Origin of the sequence: Rossellomorea aquimaris (assembly GCF_020172085.1) — a bacterium.
In the GTDB taxonomy this organism is placed as follows: Bacteria; Bacillota; Bacilli; order Bacillales; family Bacillaceae_B; genus Rossellomorea; species Rossellomorea aquimaris_E.
On the sequence record NZ_JAIVAT010000008.1, the window covers coordinates 132,256 to 153,173 of the forward strand.

At 42.9% G+C, this 20,918-nt stretch carries 21 protein-coding genes; 9 read left to right on the forward strand and 12 right to left on the reverse strand.

What is annotated here, in order from left to right; translation table 11 throughout:
• Positions 1-77 precede the first annotated feature (77 nt).
• Complete coding sequence (locus tag LCL96_RS18315) at positions 78-1,313, forward strand: LysM peptidoglycan-binding domain-containing protein (RefSeq protein ID WP_224943827.1); 1,236 nt, start codon at positions 78-80, stop codon at positions 1,311-1,313.
• 182 nt (positions 1,314-1,495) lie between these two features.
• A complete protein-coding gene (locus LCL96_RS18320; RefSeq protein WP_224943830.1) occupies positions 1,496-2,755 on the forward strand; it encodes a cell wall-binding repeat-containing protein in 1,260 nt (419 codons plus the stop codon).
• Between the two features lie 115 nt (positions 2,756-2,870).
• On the opposite strand, the gene LCL96_RS18325 is transcribed toward LCL96_RS18320, so the two are convergent.
• Positions 2,871-4,613: a cell wall-binding repeat-containing protein gene (locus LCL96_RS18325; protein ID WP_224943833.1), complete on the reverse strand. Its 1,743-nt coding sequence runs from the start codon at positions 4,611-4,613 to the stop codon at positions 2,871-2,873.
• A 204-nt stretch (positions 4,614-4,817) separates the two neighbouring features.
• On the opposite strand from LCL96_RS18325, the gene LCL96_RS18330 reads away from it, so the two are divergent.
• Positions 4,818-5,765, forward strand: a complete 948-nt coding sequence (locus tag LCL96_RS18330) for a LytR family transcriptional regulator (protein ID WP_224943837.1) — start codon at positions 4,818-4,820, stop codon at positions 5,763-5,765.
• 200 nt (positions 5,766-5,965) lie between these two features.
• Here the strand turns inward: LCL96_RS18330 and LCL96_RS18335 are convergent, their stop codons facing one another.
• Complete coding sequence (locus tag LCL96_RS18335; protein ID WP_224943839.1) at positions 5,966-6,658, reverse strand: hypothetical protein; 693 nt, start codon at positions 6,656-6,658, stop codon at positions 5,966-5,968.
• Positions 6,659-6,708: 50 nt separating this feature from the next.
• Positions 6,709-7,587, reverse strand: a complete 879-nt coding sequence (locus LCL96_RS18340; RefSeq protein ID WP_224943842.1) for a helix-turn-helix domain-containing protein — start codon at positions 7,585-7,587, stop codon at positions 6,709-6,711.
• Positions 7,588-7,786: 199 nt separating this feature from the next.
• Here LCL96_RS18340 and LCL96_RS18345 point away from each other — a divergent pair, with 199 nt between their 5' ends.
• Both LCL96_RS18345 and LCL96_RS18350 read left to right on the forward strand, forming a co-directional pair.
• Positions 7,787-8,026 (forward strand): hypothetical protein, encoded by a 240-nt coding sequence (locus LCL96_RS18345; protein WP_224943844.1) that lies wholly within the window; start codon positions 7,787-7,789, stop codon positions 8,024-8,026.
• 321 nt (positions 8,027-8,347) lie between these two features.
• Positions 8,348-8,671: a hypothetical protein gene (locus tag LCL96_RS18350; RefSeq protein WP_224943846.1), complete on the forward strand. Its 324-nt coding sequence runs from the start codon at positions 8,348-8,350 to the stop codon at positions 8,669-8,671.
• Between the two features lie 68 nt (positions 8,672-8,739).
• Here the strand turns inward: LCL96_RS18350 and LCL96_RS18355 are convergent, their stop codons facing one another.
• The 8 genes from LCL96_RS18355 to LCL96_RS18390 form a co-directional block, all read right to left on the reverse strand.
• Positions 8,740-9,060 (reverse strand): hypothetical protein, encoded by a 321-nt coding sequence (locus LCL96_RS18355; protein WP_224943849.1) that lies wholly within the window; start codon positions 9,058-9,060, stop codon positions 8,740-8,742.
• A 124-nt stretch (positions 9,061-9,184) separates the two neighbouring features.
• The gene (gene hutG / locus LCL96_RS18360; protein ID WP_224943852.1) at positions 9,185-10,132 is read right to left on the reverse strand and encodes a formimidoylglutamase; all 948 of its coding nucleotides are present in this window, start codon (positions 10,130-10,132) and stop codon (positions 9,185-9,187) included.
• On the reverse strand, positions 10,110-11,393 hold the full coding sequence (hutI, locus tag LCL96_RS18365; RefSeq protein WP_224943855.1) for an imidazolonepropionase: 1,284 nt from the start codon (positions 11,391-11,393) through the stop codon (positions 10,110-10,112). The genes hutG and hutI overlap by 23 nt, the downstream gene beginning before the upstream one ends.
• Before the next feature lies 1 nt (position 11,394).
• A complete protein-coding gene (gene hutU, locus LCL96_RS18370) occupies positions 11,395-13,065 on the reverse strand; it encodes a urocanate hydratase (protein WP_224943857.1) in 1,671 nt (556 codons plus the stop codon).
• Complete coding sequence (gene hutH / locus LCL96_RS18375; protein ID WP_224943859.1) at positions 13,058-14,590, reverse strand: histidine ammonia-lyase; 1,533 nt, start codon at positions 14,588-14,590, stop codon at positions 13,058-13,060. The genes hutU and hutH overlap by 8 nt, the downstream gene beginning before the upstream one ends.
• 230 nt (positions 14,591-14,820) lie before the next feature.
• Positions 14,821-15,267, reverse strand: a complete 447-nt coding sequence (gene hutP, locus LCL96_RS18380) for a hut operon transcriptional regulator HutP (protein ID WP_224943861.1) — start codon at positions 15,265-15,267, stop codon at positions 14,821-14,823.
• Positions 15,268-15,508: 241 nt separating this feature from the next.
• Positions 15,509-15,991 (reverse strand): hypothetical protein, encoded by a 483-nt coding sequence (locus tag LCL96_RS18385; protein ID WP_224943863.1) that lies wholly within the window; start codon positions 15,989-15,991, stop codon positions 15,509-15,511.
• A gap of 101 nt (positions 15,992-16,092) precedes the next feature.
• Entirely contained in the window at positions 16,093-16,665 is a 573-nt protein-coding gene (locus LCL96_RS18390; RefSeq protein ID WP_224943865.1) for an REP-associated tyrosine transposase, read from the reverse strand.
• A 501-nt stretch (positions 16,666-17,166) separates the two neighbouring features.
• Between LCL96_RS18390 and LCL96_RS18395 the strand changes: the two genes are divergently transcribed.
• Positions 17,167-17,580: a helix-turn-helix domain-containing protein gene (locus LCL96_RS18395; RefSeq protein WP_224944500.1), complete on the forward strand. Its 414-nt coding sequence runs from the start codon at positions 17,167-17,169 to the stop codon at positions 17,578-17,580.
• Between the two features lie 132 nt (positions 17,581-17,712).
• Here LCL96_RS18395 and LCL96_RS18400 read toward each other — a convergent pair whose 3' ends face one another.
• Positions 17,713-17,874, reverse strand: a complete 162-nt coding sequence (locus LCL96_RS18400) for a hypothetical protein (RefSeq protein ID WP_224943867.1) — start codon at positions 17,872-17,874, stop codon at positions 17,713-17,715.
• 532 nt (positions 17,875-18,406) lie between these two features.
• Between LCL96_RS18400 and LCL96_RS18405 the strand changes: the two genes are divergently transcribed.
• The 3 genes from LCL96_RS18405 to LCL96_RS18415 all read left to right on the forward strand — a co-directional run bounded on the left by LCL96_RS18405 (position 18,407) and on the right by LCL96_RS18415 (position 20,916).
• On the forward strand, positions 18,407-19,072 hold the full coding sequence (locus LCL96_RS18405) for a hypothetical protein (RefSeq protein WP_224943870.1): 666 nt from the start codon (positions 18,407-18,409) through the stop codon (positions 19,070-19,072).
• A 23-nt stretch (positions 19,073-19,095) separates the two neighbouring features.
• Positions 19,096-20,331 (forward strand): efflux RND transporter periplasmic adaptor subunit, encoded by a 1,236-nt coding sequence (locus LCL96_RS18410; RefSeq protein WP_224943873.1) that lies wholly within the window; start codon positions 19,096-19,098, stop codon positions 20,329-20,331.
• A gap of 69 nt (positions 20,332-20,400) precedes the next feature.
• A complete protein-coding gene (locus LCL96_RS18415) occupies positions 20,401-20,916 on the forward strand; it encodes a hypothetical protein (RefSeq protein ID WP_224943876.1) in 516 nt (171 codons plus the stop codon).
• Positions 20,917-20,918 lie beyond the last annotated feature (2 nt).

The window sequence follows — 20,918 nt, forward strand, 5'->3', positions numbered from 1 at the left end:
TTTAGTCTTTTTCTCCAATAATTGTGATAAAATGACGGTATTATCTATCAAACTATGACAATAAAGGAGAAGTGTACGTGAAAAAGACATTGGTTTCTGTAGCAGCTACGGCTGTCCTCTCGTCTTCGTTTGTCGGTACAGCCTTGGCAAACTCTCACAAGGTTGCACCGGGAGACTCCCTCTGGTCGATTGCGAATAAGTATGATACTTCTGTTTCCAACCTGAAGAACTGGAATCAGTTGCAATCAGAGATGATTTTCCCTAACCAGGTATTGAAAGTTGCTCTAAAAGGGGATACGGCAACTACTGCCCCACCTGAGAAAACTGAATCACCCGTTCAGACAGGAGCCAAAACATATACCATCAAACCAGGGGACACATTGGGACAAATCGCTTACAAGCATTCGATTTCTCTCAGTGACTTAATGAGTTGGAATGGACTTAAAGGGCATCTGATTTATCCTGGCCAGGTACTGAAGGTCGCGAATGCCGGAAACACTCCTGCATCAAGTAATCCTGAACCCGCACCTACTTCGGCACCATCTGGTTCACAGTCTACCTATACGGTTCAGTCAGGGGATACATTGGGGCATATCGGTGTGAAGTTTGATGTGACGGTAGCCGAGTTAAAGAAGCTTAATGGACTTTCCAGCGATTTCTTATCGATTGGTCAAGTTTTGAAAGTCTCGAACTCAGGTTCTCAGCCTGCAACAGAGACCCCTACGCCTGTTCCTCCTAAACAGGATAACTCCAAGACCAGCTATACAGTGAAGTCAGGAGATACTTTATCTTATATAGGGGCGCTATACGGTGTAACCGTCTCTTCCCTTAAGAGCTGGAATGGACTTTCAAGTGATTTCCTTTCTGTGGGGCAAGTTCTTACATTGAACGGATCAGCCAGTTCAGAGGTGAAACCCTCTGCACCCGAAAGCTCATCCTCTTTCTCCGTTAATAAATTATTAAGTGAGGCAACGTCTCATATGGGAACTCCTTATGTGTGGGGTGGCTCTTCAGTTGGCGGCTTCGATTGCAGCGGATTTATCTATTATGTATTCAAGCAGGCAGGCGCACAAGGAATCCAGCGTCTCTCAAGCGAAGGGTACTATAATCGCTCTTATTATGTGAACCAGCCACAGCCCGGAGATATTGTATTCTTCGAAAATACATATAAAAAAGGCATTTCTCACTTAGGCATTTATTTAGGCAATAATGAATTTATCCATGCCGGGGACAATGGTGTACAGGTTAGCAGCTTGAATAATTCCTACTGGAAGTCGAAATTCGACGGATTTAAGAGATTTTATGAGTTGTAGAATAATAGAAAACCCTGAATTAGAAAAGTAAGGGATAACAAGTAAAAAACGCTCAGATCAAACGCTGGGCGTTTTTATTTGTTAAATGCAGTGGTTTTCTTGTTACTATGGCGAGAATCCACATATATTGTTACTATTTTACCGTTTTTAGCCGAAGTTAGTAGAGAAAGGAAGAGTTAACAATGAAAATACCTAAGATATTCAGCACCTTGCTTGCTCTTGTTTTATTTAGTTCAACCTACACAGGTGTTGCAAGCGGAAACGAAGTTACATATGGTGAATGTGAAATGACGATATCGGTAGATGATGTTTACTTTGAAAATAGTGTGCCCGGGACAAATTATTGTGAACCGGTCGTAAATGGATATTTCGCAGCAGGGAATTTTTGGTTGAGTGGTACATACTCAGGGGAAGTGGACTATAGCGGTCAGCAATTTGAGGTTTCAAACCCTTTTTCCCCAAACGTACATGAAATTCTCACGGTCCATCTTGTGGGACAAAATGGTGAACCGGTGAATGATTACATACGATTCTCAGGTAAATCCCGATTGGACACGGCCATTGAAGTGTCGAATAGAGGGTGGCCTACCGGTCTGATCTTCCCTCCTGAAAAGGCGGTGATTTTGGCACGTGCAGATGAACCTGCCGATGCTTTAGCAGCATCCAGCTTATCAGGTGCCAAGGACGCACCGATTTTATTAACCTATCCAGACAAAATTGAACAATCTGTTCTGAATGAGTTAAAACGATTAAAGCCGGAGAATATTTACTTGCTCGGTGGAACGTCTGCTATTAATGGCACAGTGGAAAATAAATTAAAAAACCTGGGGTATAACGTGAAACGTGTCTCCGGTACGAACCGATTTGAAACAGCCGCTAAGATTAATGATATCGTCTTATCAGTCAATAAGCAGAACACGAAAGCAATCATTGCGAATGGATATACTGTCGCAGACGCTTTATCTGCTTCTGCTTCTGCGGCTACTCAAAGAATTCCTATTTATTTAGCAACGAAAGATAGATCGCCTGTCATTTTACCGGATAATATCACTTCAGTCGATGTGTATGGAGGTACCTCTGTTATTTCCGACTCCCTGGTCAACTCCATCAAATCCAAAGGGATTACAGTCAATCGGATTGCAGGTGTAAATCGATACGAAACCAGTATGGCAGCCGCGGAAAAGCAATACAACGGACCTTTACTAAAAGTCATTTTGGTTCGTGGTGAGTCTGTTTCTGCAACAAAGCAAGATTATCCGGACGCAGTTGTCGCTTCAGCATTAGCGCATAAATACGGAACGAAGCTGTTGTTAGTGCATCCAACAAGTTCTAATGAAGAAATAAAAGATTATTTGCAGTCTCTTAACGCATATAGAGTATTTGTACTTGGAGGAGAAAATGCAATCCCTGATGATGTAATACAAGATCTAGGCTTAGAGTAAAGCTCTATCGTTTCTACCGTACATCTTTTCGCGAAAAAAACACCGATAAATACCTTAATTTATCGGTGTTTTTTTATTTAAGTTGCTATCTTCTAACATGTCCCTGGTGATTTGCTTAGGGTGTGTAGAAATCCTCCGTATAGTAGATACCGTATTCCCCACCTATATATACCCCTGCCCCCAGATTATGAAAGAGTGGGCTTAGGATATTTTTACGATGACCGGCAGAGTTCACCCATTCATCATGAACCGCAATTGCATTGAACTGACCGGCCGCGATGTTTTCTCCTGCTGATGTATAGCTGATTCCCGCTTTGCTTAATCTTTGAAAAGGGGATAGTCCCTCAGGATTGTCATGACTGAAATAGTTTCGTACAGCCATGTCTTTACTATGGGCTCTTGCCACTTCACGCGCTTCTTTATCCTCCTTTAAAGGAGCAATAAGATGCCTGGCCCTTAAAGCATTGGCCTGGTCGCGAAGCTGCTTCTCCATACTGGTCTTTAATTCTCCCATGTCCGCATCCGGATTGACCGTCATAAAGTCTTCCCTCATCAATAAAATCCCTGATAAGGAATCCTTATCCATACCATCATAATATACCCTTATCATCTGATCGTCGTAGTAATAATCATTTTCCTGATCTGGTACTGCCCCTATTTGTTTCAGCGTGTTCTCAACCTCGGCTTTACCCATTCCCAGCTTAAGTCCTGACTTGGACATCCAGCTGTCAGAGTTCGTATATACAGCCACCACGTTCCCATAAAATACACCGAATTGAATGTATGTTTTCGGATCCTTATTGTACACGAACCAATCAAAGCTGTATCGACTCTCATCTATTCTTTGAGGGGCACCTAATGTTGACCTTAGTAGATTTTCAGAAGCATTTACGTGAACCCCTTGGAATTGAAATTCCTCGGTGCTTACCACTAATCTTTCTTGAACGTTGGTGGAAACAGCATTCGCTCCACCAAGTATTGAAAATGTTTCATATGAATCTACCAAATTATGAATAGAAGAAGGAATCTTATCTTTTTGGACCAATAAAATCGGTGCGTTTTCTTTTGCTGCAAGTACCGACCCTGTCAGTGCGTCTGCAAAATTAGCACCTGTAGACACGTAAGCTCGTTCCTTTGCCATTGGAAGCCCATTAATAATTTTCTGAGCCGTTTCATAGCGGTCTGCCCCACCATATCGCGAAACCGAAGGAAGCTTCGATGCCACGTTGGATGAAATGGCGCTTTCTCCCCCTACTAAGATCAATTTCTTCTTATCCCTTGTTACCATTTCCGTAGCTTCCGGCAATGTATCGGATTCTGTTAACACAATTGGAATGCCATTTTTAGCCGCATAAGGTGCTACTGCCAGAGCGTCAGGGAAATTCCTTCCGTTTGCCACAATGGCTTGATCGGATGGCAGATAGTCCGCTATCTTAGCCGCTGTCTGAAAGCGGTCCTCTCCTCCAATCCGGGTAATTTTCATACCAGAATCTTTTAATTCCTTCTCTACTCTTCCGGATATTGCACTCGCCCCGCCTAATATGTATACGTGACTGGCCTGCAGTTGAGAAATTCGGTCTTTCGTTTCTTCAGGTAATCTGTCTTTATACGTTAATAGTATCGGCGCGTTTAATTTATATGCCAGGGGCCCCCCTGCCAGTGCATCCGGGAATGTTTCACCGCTTGCCACCACTACAGCATCTGATTGGTTCCAACCCCAAAATGAAATCATTCCGGCCGTATCGTACCTGTTTTCACCCCTGATCCGTTCTACATTCGAGCTCGCCTTTGCCTGATCAAGCAGTATAAAACTGAAAACAAAGACGAACAGTAGAATGGACATTCTCACCTTTCTCATCAAAAATATCCTCCCCCATCTCTTTATCTATTACATTGTAATTGTACCAAATATAGCCATTCTCTCCAGTTAGAATGGACAAAAAGTTCATATTTTCTTTAAAACCCGACATACAAAGACAAAATTTTACTAATGTATTTCTTTTTCCTGAGATTTCTAGTATATTCTTCATATGTGCAAATTTAATACATTTAGGTGGGAAACATGTTGAGAGCTGATAAACATAATAAAAAACGGAAATGGCCTAAAGTCGTCGGCATCCTTTTTCTTCTTCTATTGCTTGCAGGCGGAGCATATGCTTATTCCATTTACCATTCACTGAGTAAGACAGCTGAAACGATGAACGAGAAGATTGACCGTCCGAAATCAGAGAAGCGTGAAAAAGAAGTCGAATTCGACAAAAAACACCCCTTCTCAGTGCTACTGTTAGGAGTGGATGAAAGATCCGGAGACAGAGGGCGTTCCGACACGATGATTGTCCTGACCGTGAACCCTCACGAAAAGACGACTAAAATGCTGAGTATCCCCCGTGATACCCGCGTTGATATTATCGGCAAAGGTTTCAAGGATAAGATCAATCACGCCTACGCGTTCGGCGGTATTGAAATGTCCATGGATACAGTAGAAGAGTTTCTTGATATCCCGATTGATTATTACGCAAAGATCAATATGGAGGGGTTTGAAGATATCGTCAATGCCGTCGGCGGCGTTACAGTTGATAATACATTCGCCTTTAAAGATGGTGGATATTCCTTTGCTGAAGGTCAAATTGACTTAACAGGTAAAGAAGCGTTAGCTTATGCCCGTATGAGAAAGCAAGACCCTAGGGGAGACTTCGGTCGCCAGGCACGGCAGCGCCAAGTCATCCAGGCCGTATTGAAAGAGGGAGCAAAGGTTTCCTCTCTTTGGAATTACGGGGATATCTTCAATGCCATCGGTGAAAATGTGAAAACCAACTTGACACTTGAAGAAATGGTCGACATTCAAAAGAACTACAAGAGTGCCACCAAGAACATCTCTCAAAGTCAGATTAGCGGCAGTGGAGCCATGATCAATAATGGTACTCAGGATATTTACTATTATATCGTGCCAGAAGAAGAACGAACAAAGGTTCAAGATGATTTGAAGGATCATTTGGATTTGAATGAGTGATGATTAGAAAGGAAAAGCCAGCCCAATATATTGGGCTGGCTTTTCCTTATGTAATAAACGCAACACCTGATAGATTTGCAGATAAGGTTTTTGGGAGACCTTACATTCTAAAGCTAATAGATGAACATCAGTTGTTAAGGAAAATAGCTGTAAACATTATGATTTTACCTTTTATAGTATGATGCCATAAATCAGCTGACTTAAACAGCAGCTCCACTGTAGCGATTGAATGCATTCTGCCCTAACTTGATTCCACTAAACAGAGACAGAAGTCCGAATCCGATTAGAAGCAGCAAAGAGGTCCATGCGCCATCTTGATATGGCAGGTCTGTGTAGTATCCATGCTTTTGTTTGGATATCCCTCTTATCCATTGAGTCTCAGCCTTTGACTGGTGACCGATCGTAAATTCACTTTTAGTGATGACACCGTTTTCATTTATTGAGTAAGTGCGGTACTGCTTTGTATCTACCCTTTTACCTGCAGGAGTCGTTTGCATCGCTATTATGAAAGTCTCTTCGTTGGTTTCTCTATTTACCATATGTTTATATTGAATAACATCCGAATAGGCTTTCATGCTATCTGTGTCAGTATCTACAGGAGATGCTTTAATCTCGGCTTCAATTTCATCTTTTATTTCGAGTATGATTGTAGAATTTAAATTATTTCTGTTTTCCTCTTTTAGAAATGTATTAATCTTGACTCCGTGAAACACTTGAACATGATGATCATTCTTTATTGGAATGAATTCATACTTTTTTTCAAATGAGCTTTGGTAATGATACTCTCTCAGTGACTGAATCAGGAAGTACGCCCCTATGAACAGGATAACGATACCGGTTAGAGTTAATAAAACACTTATACCTAAGGATATCTTTTTACTTTTCATCTCCATTTCTTCTTCACCCACATCTTCATTATTTCCAAATAATTAAAGGTCCGTCCCTACTTGCTTAGACTTTCGATCTTTTTGCGGATGTACTGGATGAATTTATCGTCTGCCTGGAGCTCGAAGACGATGAGTGCTTTTTCCATATATTTCTGTGCGTATTCTAATTCCCCTTTGAGTTCGTAGTTATAACCAATGTGATAATGCAATTCTCCCAGGAGATACATATTGTCCTTCTGTACACACCAATCAATGGCCTCGTTACAAAATTGTATAGATTCATCAATATCCATCAGCTTCGTTAATACTCTGGCAATATTATAATAGAGTCTTGTTTTTAGCGTGAAGTCTGCAAGGTTGGGAAGTGTGACGATATGGTTTTTCACTTCATGATAAATCTCCAACGCCTCTTCCAAATGTCCCTGCTCTGAATACATTACTCCTATGGTAAGAAGGATTTCTATTTCTCGCTCAGACCAAATTTTATCCGTAGTGTGAGTAAGAGAAATGGCATTCCTTAGAATATTCTCGGCGTTTTCAATGTTTTTGTTCAGTTCAAATTGATAAATGCCTTTATGCCATTGAAGTATTTGAAGATTCCGATTATTATTAAAAAAGAGCGGGTTTTCTTCTTCTGCATTTACAATCTCTTTTATTTCATTATAATCCATGTTTCTTCTGGCTATTTGCAGCTGTTTGCTGACTTCCTGTACATAATCAAGACGGGGGGTCATTCCGATATCAAAGAAGTAGTTCACATCTACTCCTAATTTGCGGGATATTAAGAATAGTGTCGAGGCATATGGAAAAACGTCTCCCTTTTCAATTTTGCTTACCTGGGCCTGAGTACAAATACCATCAGCTAGTTCCTCTTGTGAAAGACCGATGTTTTTACGTAATTCTTTTATTTTTTGCCCTACCACACTAAAATCCATTAACATCTCTCCTAAAAATATTCCTAGAATTATATTTTCTTATCAAATAATGCGTTTCGGGTACTATTTTAACTGAAAAGCGGTCCCAAAGACCACAGGTAACCTCTGAAGCGATTTTGAATATATGGTTTAATATACATATCACTATATACTCAATAATACCGAAAATCGTCCATTTTGAAAAAGGGAGGAAATACCCATGAAGAAAAGTTTATTAATGATCTCGACTGCCGCTTTCTTGTTATTCGGGGGATTTGGTGCTATAAATTCGACAACCGATACATCTAAAGGGCACCAGCCGACCTCTCATATAGCATATGATCCACTGCCTCCAGTATACTCTGCTAAGAGCGTTGAAGTAGCAGTTGACCCGCTTCCACCCGTCTATTCCGGTGCTGGTGTGAACGTAAAGAAGGATCCTCTGCCTCCAGTTTATTAATATATATTCACTGTCTCCACTGGATGGGGACTTTTTTATTATGAAGAATACATTCAGGGATGTTTTTATTTGTGTGTTCGAGGGCTAAAAAACTTCATTTTTCCTACGATTAATAAATTGTTATCCTCAAATTAAGGTTACCACATAGAGGCTTACCTCAAAATATTCTTTTGAGAATATTCCTGAAGTTATAATTATGTTGAAAAAAGGAGCTTATATAGAGATATCAAAACTAATATACCCCGTATTGCTTTGTGGTTCCAAATACCTCTTCTGATCTTATCTGATAGGATAAAAGTACAATAAAAGAAAGGGGGCTTCATGATGAAAAACATAAGCATGAAAGTAAATCCTCTATATTCTGATGTAGATTTGTCGATTGTATTTCAATTTGAATTTTCCAAGGGTGATTGCAAGATCGGCGAGGCCATGGTTTCCACGTATGCTATGAACAACAACGTATCGTATCGAAAGTCCCAGCTAGTCACAACTGCTACCGTTGAAAAGTGTGCTGTCATCGATCAGTTCGACATCGCAGGTGACCTTGGAGAACCCTGTATGAAAAAACTCCAGCACTTCCTTAAAATCATCGGCATGAAAGAAATACACGCCGGCTATGAATTAAATAGACAGGAAAGCATGTAGTCACCATGCAAACCACCAAAAAATCCACTCTATGAAGTGGATTTTTTGGTTTGGAGGGACGGACCTCCCTATAACTTCCTTACGAACCGCTTCATAATAATGTACTTCCTTCTGTCCGACTTCTTCAATATGGCTAGTACCGGAAGAGCCAAGACTTTAACCACATTTAGTGCGAGTGCCGCAAAAGCAAACGATTTCAGGAGTATATATACAGGGTGCAATGCCAGTACTGCCAATGAACATCCACTCAATATGAACGCTTCCACCACAACCTTTTTCTCATACGTCATTCTCTTTTTGAAGAAAACGGGCGGAAGCGTAAAGACGATATAGGCAGAAGCGAAAAGAAATAACCATGCAAATACCATTCCAATTAGCGCTTGTATCATTCGGTGTAGATCCCCCTGTAGAGTATGTAGTATTGTATTTCTACTGTTGGAATGGAAATTCCTGTTTATTTTCGAATGAAATAGAAAAAGCTTTGGCAGCGGGGATCACTGCCAAAGCTTTTCATTATTTTATGAATGTTTCTAGAATAAAATGAGCAGCCACTCTGCTCGTCATGTCCCTGATGTCGAGGGTCGGGTCGATTTCGACGATGTCCATGGTGTGGACCTTTGGATGCTGGAGGGCGGTCTCGATGCCCTCTGCGAGCGTGTCCGGGTGCATTCCTCCTGGACCGATTGCCGGACAGCCGGGAGCATATGCCTGGTCGAGAACGTCCATATCGACGGATAGGTAGATGGTGTCGACTTTAGATTCCAGTTGGGCCAGGGATTCTTGGATGAGTTTTGTGATGGGTTGTTGTCTGACATCCTTCATCGTGTAGACCGTAACACCCTGCTCGATGGCATAGTCATGATAGGCTTTCGCGTTGGCATAGTTCCGGATGCCGATTTGAATCAGGTGCTCCCCTTGGATGTAGCCGCCTTCTATTAACCTTCTGAAAGGCGTTCCGTTGGTCGGCCCTCCATCCTCCGTATTCCTGAGATCATGATGAGCGTCGAACTGGATGATCCCGACCGTTCCCGTTGTTTCCTTGATGGCTTTGACCGTTGAGGTGGTGATGGAATGGTCGCCTCCCAGGATGATGGTGAAGGGTGCCGCTTTCGTTTCGGTAGCTGCTTTGGTTGATTCATAGATTCGTTGATGTGACTCTTCGATTGATGTTGGGTGCATGGTGATGTCGCCGAAATCAATGATTGTTTTGCTGTCTTCTTGGAGGTCCGTCCCTCTCTCGATGTTGTAGGTTGTGAACGAGTTCAGACAGCGTCTGATGGCGTCAGGCGCAAAGCTTGCTCCTGAGTGGGAGATGGAAGGTTTGGAGAGGGGAGCGCCGATGATGGCGATATCCCCTTTCTTCCCTTCTTCCCATGGTGTTAGGAGTTCAGCCGCTTTCGTTGTGTAGCGGTCTTTGAACTGTGCCTTTCCTGCCGGCTTAATGTGTTGAAATGTGCTCATGAAGCTTCTCCCTGCGGTAGATGATCCGGCCGTCTTTCATAACGGTGTTGGTATGGTTGACTCCGTAATGATATGGGACATAGTGATAGTTTGGTACATCCCAAAGGACGATGTCCGCTTTTCTGCCTGTTACTAGTTTTCCTGCCGAGTCTCCCCTGTTGATCGCGTAGGCGGAGTTGACGGTGACCGCGTTCCAGATTTCTTCCGGCGTCATTTTTAATTGTAAGGAAGCCAGGTTCATGATGAACTGCAGGTTCTCTGTCGGCGAACTTCCCGGGTTGAAATCAGTGGAAAGGGCGACTGCCGCTCCCGCTTCCATCATGCCTCTTGCGTTGGCGAATTTGCCTTTGTTTAGGTAGAAGGACGTTCCTGGCAGAAGGACAGCGATTGTGTCGGTTTCTCCTAGTGCTTGGATGCCTTTGTCGGAAGCCCCTACTAAGTGGTCTCCGCTCGTAGCTCCGACTTCCGTTGCCATTTCCGTTCCGCCTAGTGGATCAATTTCGTCGGCGTGGATTTTGACGGAGAAGCCTCTTTCTTTCGCTTTGGTCAGAAAGTCTCGTGACTGTTCGACGGTGAATACGCCTGTTTCGCAGAAGATGTCGACGAATTCGGCGAGCTGTTCTTTTTCGATGTCGGATAGCAGGTCGAGCATTTCTTGTAAAAATTCATCGGAGCGGCCTTTGAATTCCGGTGGGATCGCGTGCGCTCCAAGGAATGTAGAGACAATTTCAGCCGGATGGGATTCGTTTAGTTTTTTTGCCACTTTCAGCTGTTTTAGTTCTGTCGGACGGTCCAGGCCGTAGCCGCTTTTCGCTTCTACAGTCGTGACTCCGTATGAGATCATTCTGTTCAGATGGAAGCGTGCTTTTGTTAGTAATTCTTCTTCCGACGCTTCTCGGGTGGCACCTACAGTTGATAGGATGCCGCCTCCCCGCTTTAGGATTTCTAAGTATGGAACTCCCTGCTGTTTCAGGGCCATTTCATGTTCACGGGAGCCGCCGAAGACCAAATGCGTATGTGGGTCTACTAGACCTGGTGAAACAAGCTTCCCTTCTGCATCGATACGTTCCGTTGCTTTGAGAGTTTGCGCTTCTTCATGTGTGCCGATCCAGGCGACAAGGCCGTCCTTGATGGCTAGTGCTGCATTTTCTTTCACAGGGAGGGTGCTCATCGCCTTCCCTTTCAGAGGTCCGTCCCCGTGATCCATTGTCAGGAGCTGGCCGATATTGTCGATGATTGTGTCGAATTGCGCTGCGGTCATATTACTCTCCTCCTTTGTTCATCGGGATGTGGATGTTGTGTTTTTCGGCTGTTTTTTCTGCGATGTCGTAACCCGCGTCAACGTGGCGGATGACACCCATTCCAGGGTCTGTTGTTAGTACTCGCTCAAGACGTTCCTGCGCAAGGTCCGTCCCGTCTGCCACAACGACCATTCCGGCATGTAATGAGTAACCCATGCCTACTCCGCCGCCGTGGTGGAAGGAGATCCAGGAGCCGCCTGCCGCTGTGTTGATGAGGGCGTTCAGGATTGCCCAGTCACCCACTGCGTCACTGCCGTCCTTCATGCTTTCTGTTTCACGGTTTGGTGAAGCAACGGATCCACAGTCCAGGTGGTCACGACCGATGACGATTGGTGCTTTTAACTCACTGTTTTTGACCAGTTCATTGATAGCAAGACCCATCTTCACACGCTCACCATAGCCTAACCAGCAGATACGGGAAGGAAGCCCTTGGAAGGCCACTTGCTCCTGTGCCATATCAATCCAGCGATTTAGTGCTTCGTTTTCTGGGAAAAGCTCTTTGATCAGGCGATCTGTTCTATAGATGTCTTCTGGATCGCCAGAAAGTGCTGCCCAGCGGAAAGGTCCTTTTCCTTCACAGAATAGCGGACGGATGTAGGCCGGTACGAAGCCAGGGAAATCAAAGGCATTGTCGACTCCTTCATCCTTCGCGACCTGGCGGATATTGTTGCCGTAGTCGAATACGATGGACCCTCTATGCTGGAATTCAAGCATTGCTTCTACGTGCTTGGCCATGCTTTTTTGTGAAAGTGCCGTGTAGGCTTTCGGGTCCTGTTTGCGAAGCTCTGCCGCTGCTTCTAGTGTATACCCTTCAGGGACATAGCCGTTCAGTGGATCGTGGGCTGATGTTTGGTCGGTTACAATATCGATTTTAACGTCACGCTTGAGGAGTTCATGATGAACTTCTGCTGCGTTTCCTAGTAAAGCGATAGAAAGTGGCTTGCCTTGGTCGCGTGCTTCATACGCCATCATCAGAGCTTCTTCGATGGAATCGGTTTTCACGTCACAGTATTTCGTGTCGAGACGCTTTTGGATACGTTCTGCATCCACGTCGACTGCGATCACAACTCCTCCGTTCATCGTAACAGCCAGTGGCTGCGCCCCACCCATTCCGCCTAATCCGGCTGTAAGAGTGATCGTCCCTTTAAGAGAGTTGTTGAAGTGTTTCTTCGCAAGAGCCGCGAACGTTTCGTACGTCCCTTGGAGGATTCCTTGTGTACCGATATAAATCCAGCTTCCCGCCGTCATTTGGCCATACATCATGAGGCCTTTTTGATCAAGCTCGTGGAAGTGCTCCCAGTTCGCCCATTTTGGCACGAGGACTGAGTTCGATAGCAGGACCCTTGGCGCTGCTTTATGGGTTTTGAACACTCCAACCGGCTTTCCGGATTGAACGAGCATGGTTTCATCGTTCTCTAAGTTTCTTAGCGTGTGGACGATGGCGTCGAAGGACTCCCAGTTACGTGCCGCTTTTCCAATTCCGCCGTAGACAACGAGCTCCTCAGGGATTTCTGCTACCTCAGGATCGAGGTTATTGTAGAGCATGCGAAGAACCGCTTCCTGCTCCCATCCTTTACATTCAAGGTCCGTCCCTCTTTTTACGTGTACGATACGTTTGTCTGCCTTAACCATTTGTCGTTTCCTCCTTTGTTTTGGTTGTTTTGATCAGTGTGCTTAGCGTTGTCTGTTGCAGCCACTCGTTGGCTTTTTCTATGTCTTTCGAGAAGATGCGGTCCTTTGTAATGGAAGGAATGACCTTTCTCGCCTCTTCGTAAAATTGGCGTGTTTTGCTTGCCATGAGGCCCGTCCCTCTGTGTTCCGCTGCCTGTAAGTTGCAGATGAGTTCGACGGCGAGGACTCTTCTTGTGTTCTGCAGGATCTGGTAGGCGTGACGTGATCCGATTGTTCCCATGCTGACGTGATCTTCTTGGTTGGCCGATGATGGGATTGAGTCAACGCTCGCCGGGTGAGCAAGAGTTTTGTTTTCGGATACAAGTGACGCTGCGCAGTATTGCATGATCATCGCACCTGACTGAAGTCCCGGCTGCGGGCTTAAGAAAGGTGGCAGGTCATTGAGCTGCGGGTTTACGAGACGTTCAATTCGTCGTTCTGAGATGTTGGCGAGCTCTGCGACGGCGATCTTCATGAAGTCCATGGCAAACGCGATCGGTTGGCCGTGGAAGTTCCCACCTGAGATGATCTTTTCCCCGTCGTCGAAGATCAGCGGATTATCCGTCGCCGCGTTCATTTCGATTTCGAGTTTTTCTTTTACGTAATCAAGAGCCTGCCAGGATGCTCCATGTACTTGCGGGATGCACCTTAGAGAGTAGGCGTCCTGTACTCGTAGCTCTCCCTGTTTCGTTGTGAGTTTGCTGTCCTCTAGGTAGTTTCTGATTCGTTCAGCTGTTGCGACCTGTTGAGGATATCCCCTTACTAAATGAATATCTTCGTCGAAGGCATCCATGATTCCTCTTAATCCTTCCATAGTCAGACTGGCAATCATCTCACTTTGGAAAGCAAGTTCTTCTGCCTCCAGGTAACCGATGACGCCCATTGCCGTCATGGCCTGTGTTCCGTTGATCAGTGCCAATCCTTCTTTCGCTTGAAGCTGGATTGGGAAGATGTTTTCTTTAGATAGGACAGTGAGTGTCTGATGAACTTCACCCCCATAGTGAACTTCTCCCTCTCCCATTAGAGCAAGTGCCAGATGGGAAAGCGGCGCTAAGTCTCCGCTTGCACCAAGTGAACCCTGCTGAGGGATTACTGGATGGATCCCTTTGTTCAGGAATTCAGCCAAACGTTCTACGATGACCGGTCTAACCCCGGAATACCCTTTTAAAAGAGCGTTACATCTTAGTAGAAGCATCGCACGTGAAACATTCTCCGGGAACGGGTCACCCACTCCACACGCATGGGAATGAATGAGGTTGAGCTGAAGCTCCTCCACATCATCCACATCGATCAGCACATCACTGAACTTCCCAAAGCCCGTGTTGATTCCATACACCACGCGCTTCTCCTTCACGATCTTCTCAACCGCTGCGCGACTCTTCCGCACCCGCTCCATACTCAGCGGCGACAGCTCCACATGCTCCTTCCCATAAATCACACGCTTCGCCTCATCCAAACTCAAACTACAACCCGTCAACTCCACCATTCTGATCACCTCTTCAATTTATTTGTTAGGGACGGACCTCTGAAAATCACCTATTTTCGGTTCGTTCCCTCTGCTATTTGCCGTTATTACTGGGATTTTCTCTTTAACGCTTTAATCTGTTGCGGGACGGACACCTGCACGTACCCACACAAAAAGGAGGCTCGACCAAAGACAGACTTCTGCCGTTGGTCGAGCCTCCTTTCAACTAATATCTCTAGGCTCTAAAGTTTTTAAATATGATTGATTCCAAGTCCGATCGTCTCGTGCTCCAAGCCCTTAATGGGGGCACCGATCGTTCCGTATAACGCAACTGCGATCCATTCGCCTTCTTCTTCACTCTCATATGGAGTGCCCCTGACAACGGAAAAGCGTAATCCCACTGTCCGCAGGATCTCTCCCAGTTGTGTATGGCCTCGGGTAACCCCCGTTAAAGCTTCCATAATTGCGTGGTACAAGGCATGCATCTCCCGGTACAGATCTTCCCGGACCAGGTCACTCCGCTTCGCCGCTGTTTCAATCGCGGCAACGATTTTCTGACTGTCCATGGATCCGATCTTCCCGGTGCAGTAACTCCAATTCAGTTCATTAAAATGACGGTTCCATTCCTCTTCCTCCCTGTCCAGCAGGAGAAGAAGCATGGCGTTCTTTCCGATACGAGTATGATCTGTCTTATCCAAGTGGCATTCGCACCTTCAGTGAAAATTCTAAAAATACTAATAACTACTATTATTGTATGGTCTGAATCGAAAGAGGTCAACGAAAAAAGTGGTGATTTTAGAAACTTAGAGAGGTAGTTTGGTAGCGTGGTAAAGGGTTTTTGAGGTGTAATAAGAGCGACGGAGGTATAGAACACACTGCGAATGTCCGTCCCTCAAAAAAAGACGTACCTATTCAGATTAGGTTCGCCTGATTCCTCCTTTACTCTTCTTGTTTTTTGCCTTTTCCTTTGTATACCTTGGGGCTGTTCATGAGGTAGGTGACGGTGCCATCTTCGGACTTCAGGCTCAGGTAGGAGAGAATGTCCTGTATGTCTTCACTTGAAAGTGGGCCGTCCACAGGATAGAGAGGCAGGATATTCAGTTTCTCGACACCATTCCTCTTTTCAAGTACCACCTTGCAGTCCTTCGGTGCGGTGTCTCCAATGCGGACAAACTTAAACGGAATGGAGTGTTGTCGATCGATGGGTACGGCGAATAGTGTGGTGAACCCGATTGTTTCGAGAATCTTATCCGAATACATGATGCTCTCCAGTGCATGGGAAAAACCAGGTGGCTGGTTCACGACGACTAATTTACTGTGATAATGCTGTCCTTGAAAGACAACTAAATGCTTTTTTGATTTCTTTATGCTCCTTTTGGAAACGTGAAAATCTTCAAATACCAAAATATACTCTTTTCTCATTTGTTCCTCCTTCTAGAAATAGTTATTTTGTCCTACACATTTAAATTTTCGACACAGTTATAGATAATCCTCTAAAATTTTCCAAAAATAATATATATTTTTCACTTTTTAATTGTATTTTTGTCGACTGGGCCGTCTTGGACTTCCTTTTCTACATACTTCTTGTACCGTTTGACTTGAGGTGCGGGAAAATAATTGAGAGTGCGTTCCTTTGAAAGAAGTGGATGATCGATGGAGTGAATATAGAAAGGATAACTGCTCCATGGGTAAGACTCGGGGTGGAGGGTGAGCTTCCCTTCAACGGGATTTTGGTGAATATACCTGCTGGCTTTAATAAAGTACGATGGGGTATCGATCTTAGTGGATCCATATCGTCCTTGGAAAACATGGCCTACATAGTCGTATTTTTTGTTGAAATAAACGGCGTAGCGGGTATGGAAAGTTCGTATGATATTTTCGAGTGGGACATCGTGGGTTTCGATCAGCAGATGAATGTGGTTGGGCATCAAGCAGTAAGCGTGGATGGTAAATGGATACTTATCTTTCGTCTCTTGCAAATACATTAAATACTTCTTGCGGTCTTCTTGATCATGAAACAGGTCCTGCTTCCTGTTCCCTCTCGCCGTCACATGATAAGTGGCACCCGGACTCCAATTCCGAGGCATTCGCACCATAACATCACTCCTTTTCTTTCAATTAAAATCGTACACTAATACCTATTCGACATAACTTCCTAAAATCCTCTTTTTTTTAGAGGGACGGACCTTTAATTTCATTTATAGTCTCGAATAAATGAACCGGGTAGAGGTCCGTCCCTCTTCTAGTAGTTGTTCTTTTTGTAGTAGATTAATAGTTGTTTTCCATTATGTTGTGTGCTGAGTACAAGGTTTGAATTTGAATTCAAACGGACCCAAGTGACCTGTTTCTCTGCTCCCCTTATGGTCAAAAGTCCGACTCTCCCCTTTTCTCGCTCCCCCATTCCATCTCCACCTTTACCCCCAAATCGACAAAATTACAATTATATTTACATTTTAATATGTTTCATTGTAAAATTGTATACTTTTACCATTTTATTTAAAATCGTAATCAAAATAAGTATTTCAAATCGTGTAATTTCATAATCCCGGTACACAAAACCTTTATCTTGAAGAAAAAAGGGATAGTCGGTGAAAACGATGGATTTACATGTAGAGTTACAGCATTATCGCAATGACGTATTGGAACTTACACAGAGAGAAGCCGCCCTTCGTTTAAATATTAACCAAAGCACATTATCGAACTATGAAAATGGCACAAGGGACATCCCCTACAAGATGCTCCTTACCTTTAAAGAAGTCTATAAAATTCCTACTCATGAGATGAACCGGATCATGTATGGCGAGGAAAGCGTCGGTCTTGGACAAAGTCACGATCCCATGATCCTACGGGAACACTTCGAAGACGACGAGACAAGAGAAATCATGAAAACTCTTCAGGAGCACCCAAAACTCAAACGAACCCTCTCATCCCTCTCCTATTTCACTGAAAAGCGCAGAGAGAAGTTCATCTCCCAGGTTAACCACTTTTACCAAACGGTGAAAGACTGGTAGAGGTGAGGGACGGACCTTACATTCGATAACCAAAACACGGATATAATGAGGTTTCTGTTCCTTTTCTGATAATAAATTGAGGTCCGTCCCTCTAACCATAACAAGTAAAAAAGCGTTGTAGATTACTTGAATCTACAACGCTTTTTTACTTTGACCTACTGAATATTCTGTTTGTAGCTCTTGCTTTAGCCAGTGAATCATTTTGTTTGTATCCATGTTATCCTGCTGGCCTTTATCATACGCTTTTTGTATTATAGATAGAACATGTCGGTCCTTACTATAGTTTCCTTTCAAAATGTCAACCTCCTACAATATCAAACAGTTTCTATCACTTTATTACACAATTAGATACTATTTCAAACATTATTTATTTGATATTTTACCATATTTCTACAAAATCTCCCTATCGAATTTTCGACAAATACCAAATAAATAATCTTTAATACCTATAAATATTTTACATATTCTTCCGATATAATGTTGGTATGGGGAAAATTAGCGAACAATATAAATAGAAATCCCGTTCGTTCAAAATGTCTTGCAACAGCAAAGTTAAGGAAAGAGGGAGAAAATTAGTATGGCATATTTAACACCAGAAGAAATGGTTAGAAAGAAGAAAACTCAGAAAGTGGTCATGTACATAAGTTTCTTAATCATAACCATCTTGCTTATTGCAGGAACTACCTTTTTAACATACCAAGCTTAGTAAAAAAGCGTCCTATTGACGCTTTTTTTAGTTCAAATTACATTCTACAATTTATGGAAAAGTTCGATGATATTCGATAGAATAAGATGAGGAATCTAAAAAGGTGGAGGACAACATTTTATGTATCGAGAAGTCAGACTTTTTAGGGGTTTAAAACACCCATCAATCTTCTTTTATCAACTTAGTGAAATGGAGGAAATAAAAGGTTATAAGAACCGAATTTTCTCTTTATTCTTTTTATCAATTGCAGTATTTGGTTTAATATCTTCATTCGGAATTGGAATGGGCTCTCTGTCTAATGAAATAATCAAGCTTACCCCTACCTCTTTTGAATTGGAAAAATTCTTATTCTTCTTAGGTAGATTAATAGCCGGAGGCCTTTATGCAGCCATCATGTTGTTTTTCTCATCACTTATTTTCTGGACTATTTCCAATGAGGGTGAATATCGTAAACTCGTTATTACCCAAGGGCTTGTGTTAATTATTTTATTACTTGAAAAGCTAACATTTATCCCAATGTCCTTGTTTTATTCACTGGAATGGTATTCATCACCGCTTTCACTTGGAGTCATCTCCCAATACCTTACGTCCAATTCTTTTGTAATCTATTTATTGGGGAGTTTTTCACTATTTAAAGTATGGGTTTTCTATATTCAATACAAAGGTATCAAACGCTTAACCAATCAAAAAAATTGGATTATCTGGTTAGTGATACTGTTTACCAACCTGTTCTTTTGGTCTCTAAATGCATTACTAGCTTTCTTAAATATATCAACCCTAATTTAACTATCTAAAGGCTGTGATACATAATGAAGAAAAAAACCATTTTAGTTAGTACCCTAACACTTGCTACGTTGTTTATAGGAACAAATACTTATCTTATAGAAAAAGCGAGCAGCAAAATCGATCGGGAAGTACGCATTGCCGAATGGGCCCCTGTTCATAAAGGTGATCTTGTAAGAGAACTGCCTAAAGCCGGAGTAGTCGCACCTGAAGAGGAAAACTATATCTATTTCAACGACCAATTCGGCTCCTTCAAAAAATTCCTTGTAAAAGAAGGGGACCAGGTAAAGTCAGGAACACCTCTTTATGAATATGAAGTAACGGATCAAACGCAGCAAAAAAATGCCTTAGAATCGGAAGCGGATCAACTTGAAAGTGAGATTGATAATATTGAGGACAATATTTCAGCTTTAAAACGACTGGAGTTATCCCTACCTTCTAAATCAACTGATGATAAAGATATTCCTATAGACGCAAGTTCCCTTGAATCAGAATACGAAATCAAGAAAGAGATTATCGCGAAAGAATTAGAAATCGATCGATTAGAAAGTCAGATTAACAATTTAGATCGTCAAATTTCAGATATCGAGTCATACGAAACGACCCTGACCGTTCAAAGCAGTGTGGAAGGAACCATCCAAGACCTTTCCCATTCCATTGATAATCCACTGATTACTATCGCATCACAGTCTACTATTGTTAAATCGGATCTTACCGAGGAAGAAGTTGTTACTGTCGAGGAAGACATGAATGTTACCGTCCAATCGGATATTGAAAAAAAGCTGCAAAAAGGGAGCGTAACCAAGGTGGCTACACTTCCTAAAAACGATCCACATATCCAAACCGACAGCATGTATCCTGTAGAAGTGAAATTTCAAGATAAAGACAATAAACTTCTTCCCGGGCATCATGTGTACTTATCGATCATTACGGAAGAAGTCAAAGGAGCTTGGCTTGTTCCAGTAACCTCTATCGAGAAAGACGGAAATGCTACCTATATTTGGGTTCTAAATGAAAAAGGAACGGTAGAAAAACGCAACGTTACAACGGGACTCAAAGTGAATGGGCAACAACAAATTAAATCAGGCGTGAAAGCAGGCGAATATTATGTTGTTTACCCTGATCAAATTCCGGCATTAAAGAATAACACTCCCTTTATAACCGCTCTGGACTGGGATAAGATCAAGTTACGCGAGCTAAAAAAGCTGGATCGCCAGACGGTCCTGGAAAACCTATTATTAGGGATACTTGAACGAAAATAAGTTGAGTCGCACCTGATGTTCATTTCAGGTGCGATTCCGCTTTAAATACACACTTATTGGAGAATAAAATTGAATAATAAATTACAAATCAAAGTCTATTGCTTAGGCCCAACCATCGGATTTTTTTCGAAGAATGATGTTGTTCATTGGGCAGATAAACAAATCGAGAAATTAGATTCTCCCCCTTGTGAGCTTATAGATCTCTCTCTTTATCCAGATACAACCATTAATCAAACGTGTGCAGATATGCAATTTTCTTGTAGTCATGAAGAAAATGAATTACCGGTCAAAATAATATTAGGCTTATTAAACCTTAAATTGGTTCAGACGCAGGATTATGAAGAGATCTTGCGTTGTCTTCGTAATCTAGAGGAAAGAGACATTCCTGCTAAAGAGCTTGCCTCGGTATTTAATGAGGCAGATCATATAAGTGAAATGCGCTACTTAGCAAAATACGAGGGCTATGGAAACGTATCTGATTGCGACAAAGATATAACTAGATTGCTTTTTAAATTTAATGATTTTGCTAATCAAAATTCCAAGTATTTCACCTTAGATGATGTAAAGAGCGACTCGTCCCATTGACG

Bases quoted from the DNA above. Each gene is read 5' to 3' on its own strand.
- LCL96_RS18320 (WP_224943830.1), top strand. From the start codon at position 1,496: ATGAAAATACCTAAGATATTCAGCACCTTGCTTGCTCTTGTTTTATTT.
- LCL96_RS18325 (WP_224943833.1), bottom strand. From the start codon at position 4,613: ATGAGAAAGGTGAGAATGTCCATTCTACTGTTCGTCTTTGTTTTCAGT.
- LCL96_RS18330 (WP_224943837.1), top strand. From the start codon at position 4,818: ATGTTGAGAGCTGATAAACATAATAAAAAACGGAAATGGCCTAAAGTC.
- LCL96_RS18335 (WP_224943839.1), bottom strand. From the start codon at position 6,658: ATGGAGATGAAAAGTAAAAAGATATCCTTAGGTATAAGTGTTTTATTA.
- LCL96_RS18340 (WP_224943842.1), bottom strand. From the start codon at position 7,587: ATGGATTTTAGTGTGGTAGGGCAAAAAATAAAAGAATTACGTAAAAAC.
- LCL96_RS18345 (WP_224943844.1), top strand. From the start codon at position 7,787: ATGAAGAAAAGTTTATTAATGATCTCGACTGCCGCTTTCTTGTTATTC.
- LCL96_RS18350 (WP_224943846.1), top strand. From the start codon at position 8,348: ATGATGAAAAACATAAGCATGAAAGTAAATCCTCTATATTCTGATGTA.
- LCL96_RS18355 (WP_224943849.1), bottom strand. From the start codon at position 9,060: ATGATACAAGCGCTAATTGGAATGGTATTTGCATGGTTATTTCTTTTC.
- hutG (WP_224943852.1), bottom strand. From the start codon at position 10,132: ATGAGCACATTTCAACACATTAAGCCGGCAGGAAAGGCACAGTTCAAA.
- hutI (WP_224943855.1), bottom strand. From the start codon at position 11,393: ATGACCGCAGCGCAATTCGACACAATCATCGACAATATCGGCCAGCTC.
- hutU (WP_224943857.1), bottom strand. From the start codon at position 13,065: ATGGTTAAGGCAGACAAACGTATCGTACACGTAAAAAGAGGGACGGAC.
- hutH (WP_224943859.1), bottom strand. From the start codon at position 14,590: ATGGTGGAGTTGACGGGTTGTAGTTTGAGTTTGGATGAGGCGAAGCGT.
- LCL96_RS18385 (WP_224943863.1), bottom strand. From the start codon at position 15,991: ATGAGAAAAGAGTATATTTTGGTATTTGAAGATTTTCACGTTTCCAAA.
- LCL96_RS18390 (WP_224943865.1), bottom strand. From the start codon at position 16,665: ATGGTGCGAATGCCTCGGAATTGGAGTCCGGGTGCCACTTATCATGTG.
- LCL96_RS18395 (WP_224944500.1), top strand. From the start codon at position 17,167: ATGGATTTACATGTAGAGTTACAGCATTATCGCAATGACGTATTGGAA.
- LCL96_RS18405 (WP_224943870.1), top strand. From the start codon at position 18,407: ATGTATCGAGAAGTCAGACTTTTTAGGGGTTTAAAACACCCATCAATC.
- LCL96_RS18410 (WP_224943873.1), top strand. From the start codon at position 19,096: ATGAAGAAAAAAACCATTTTAGTTAGTACCCTAACACTTGCTACGTTG.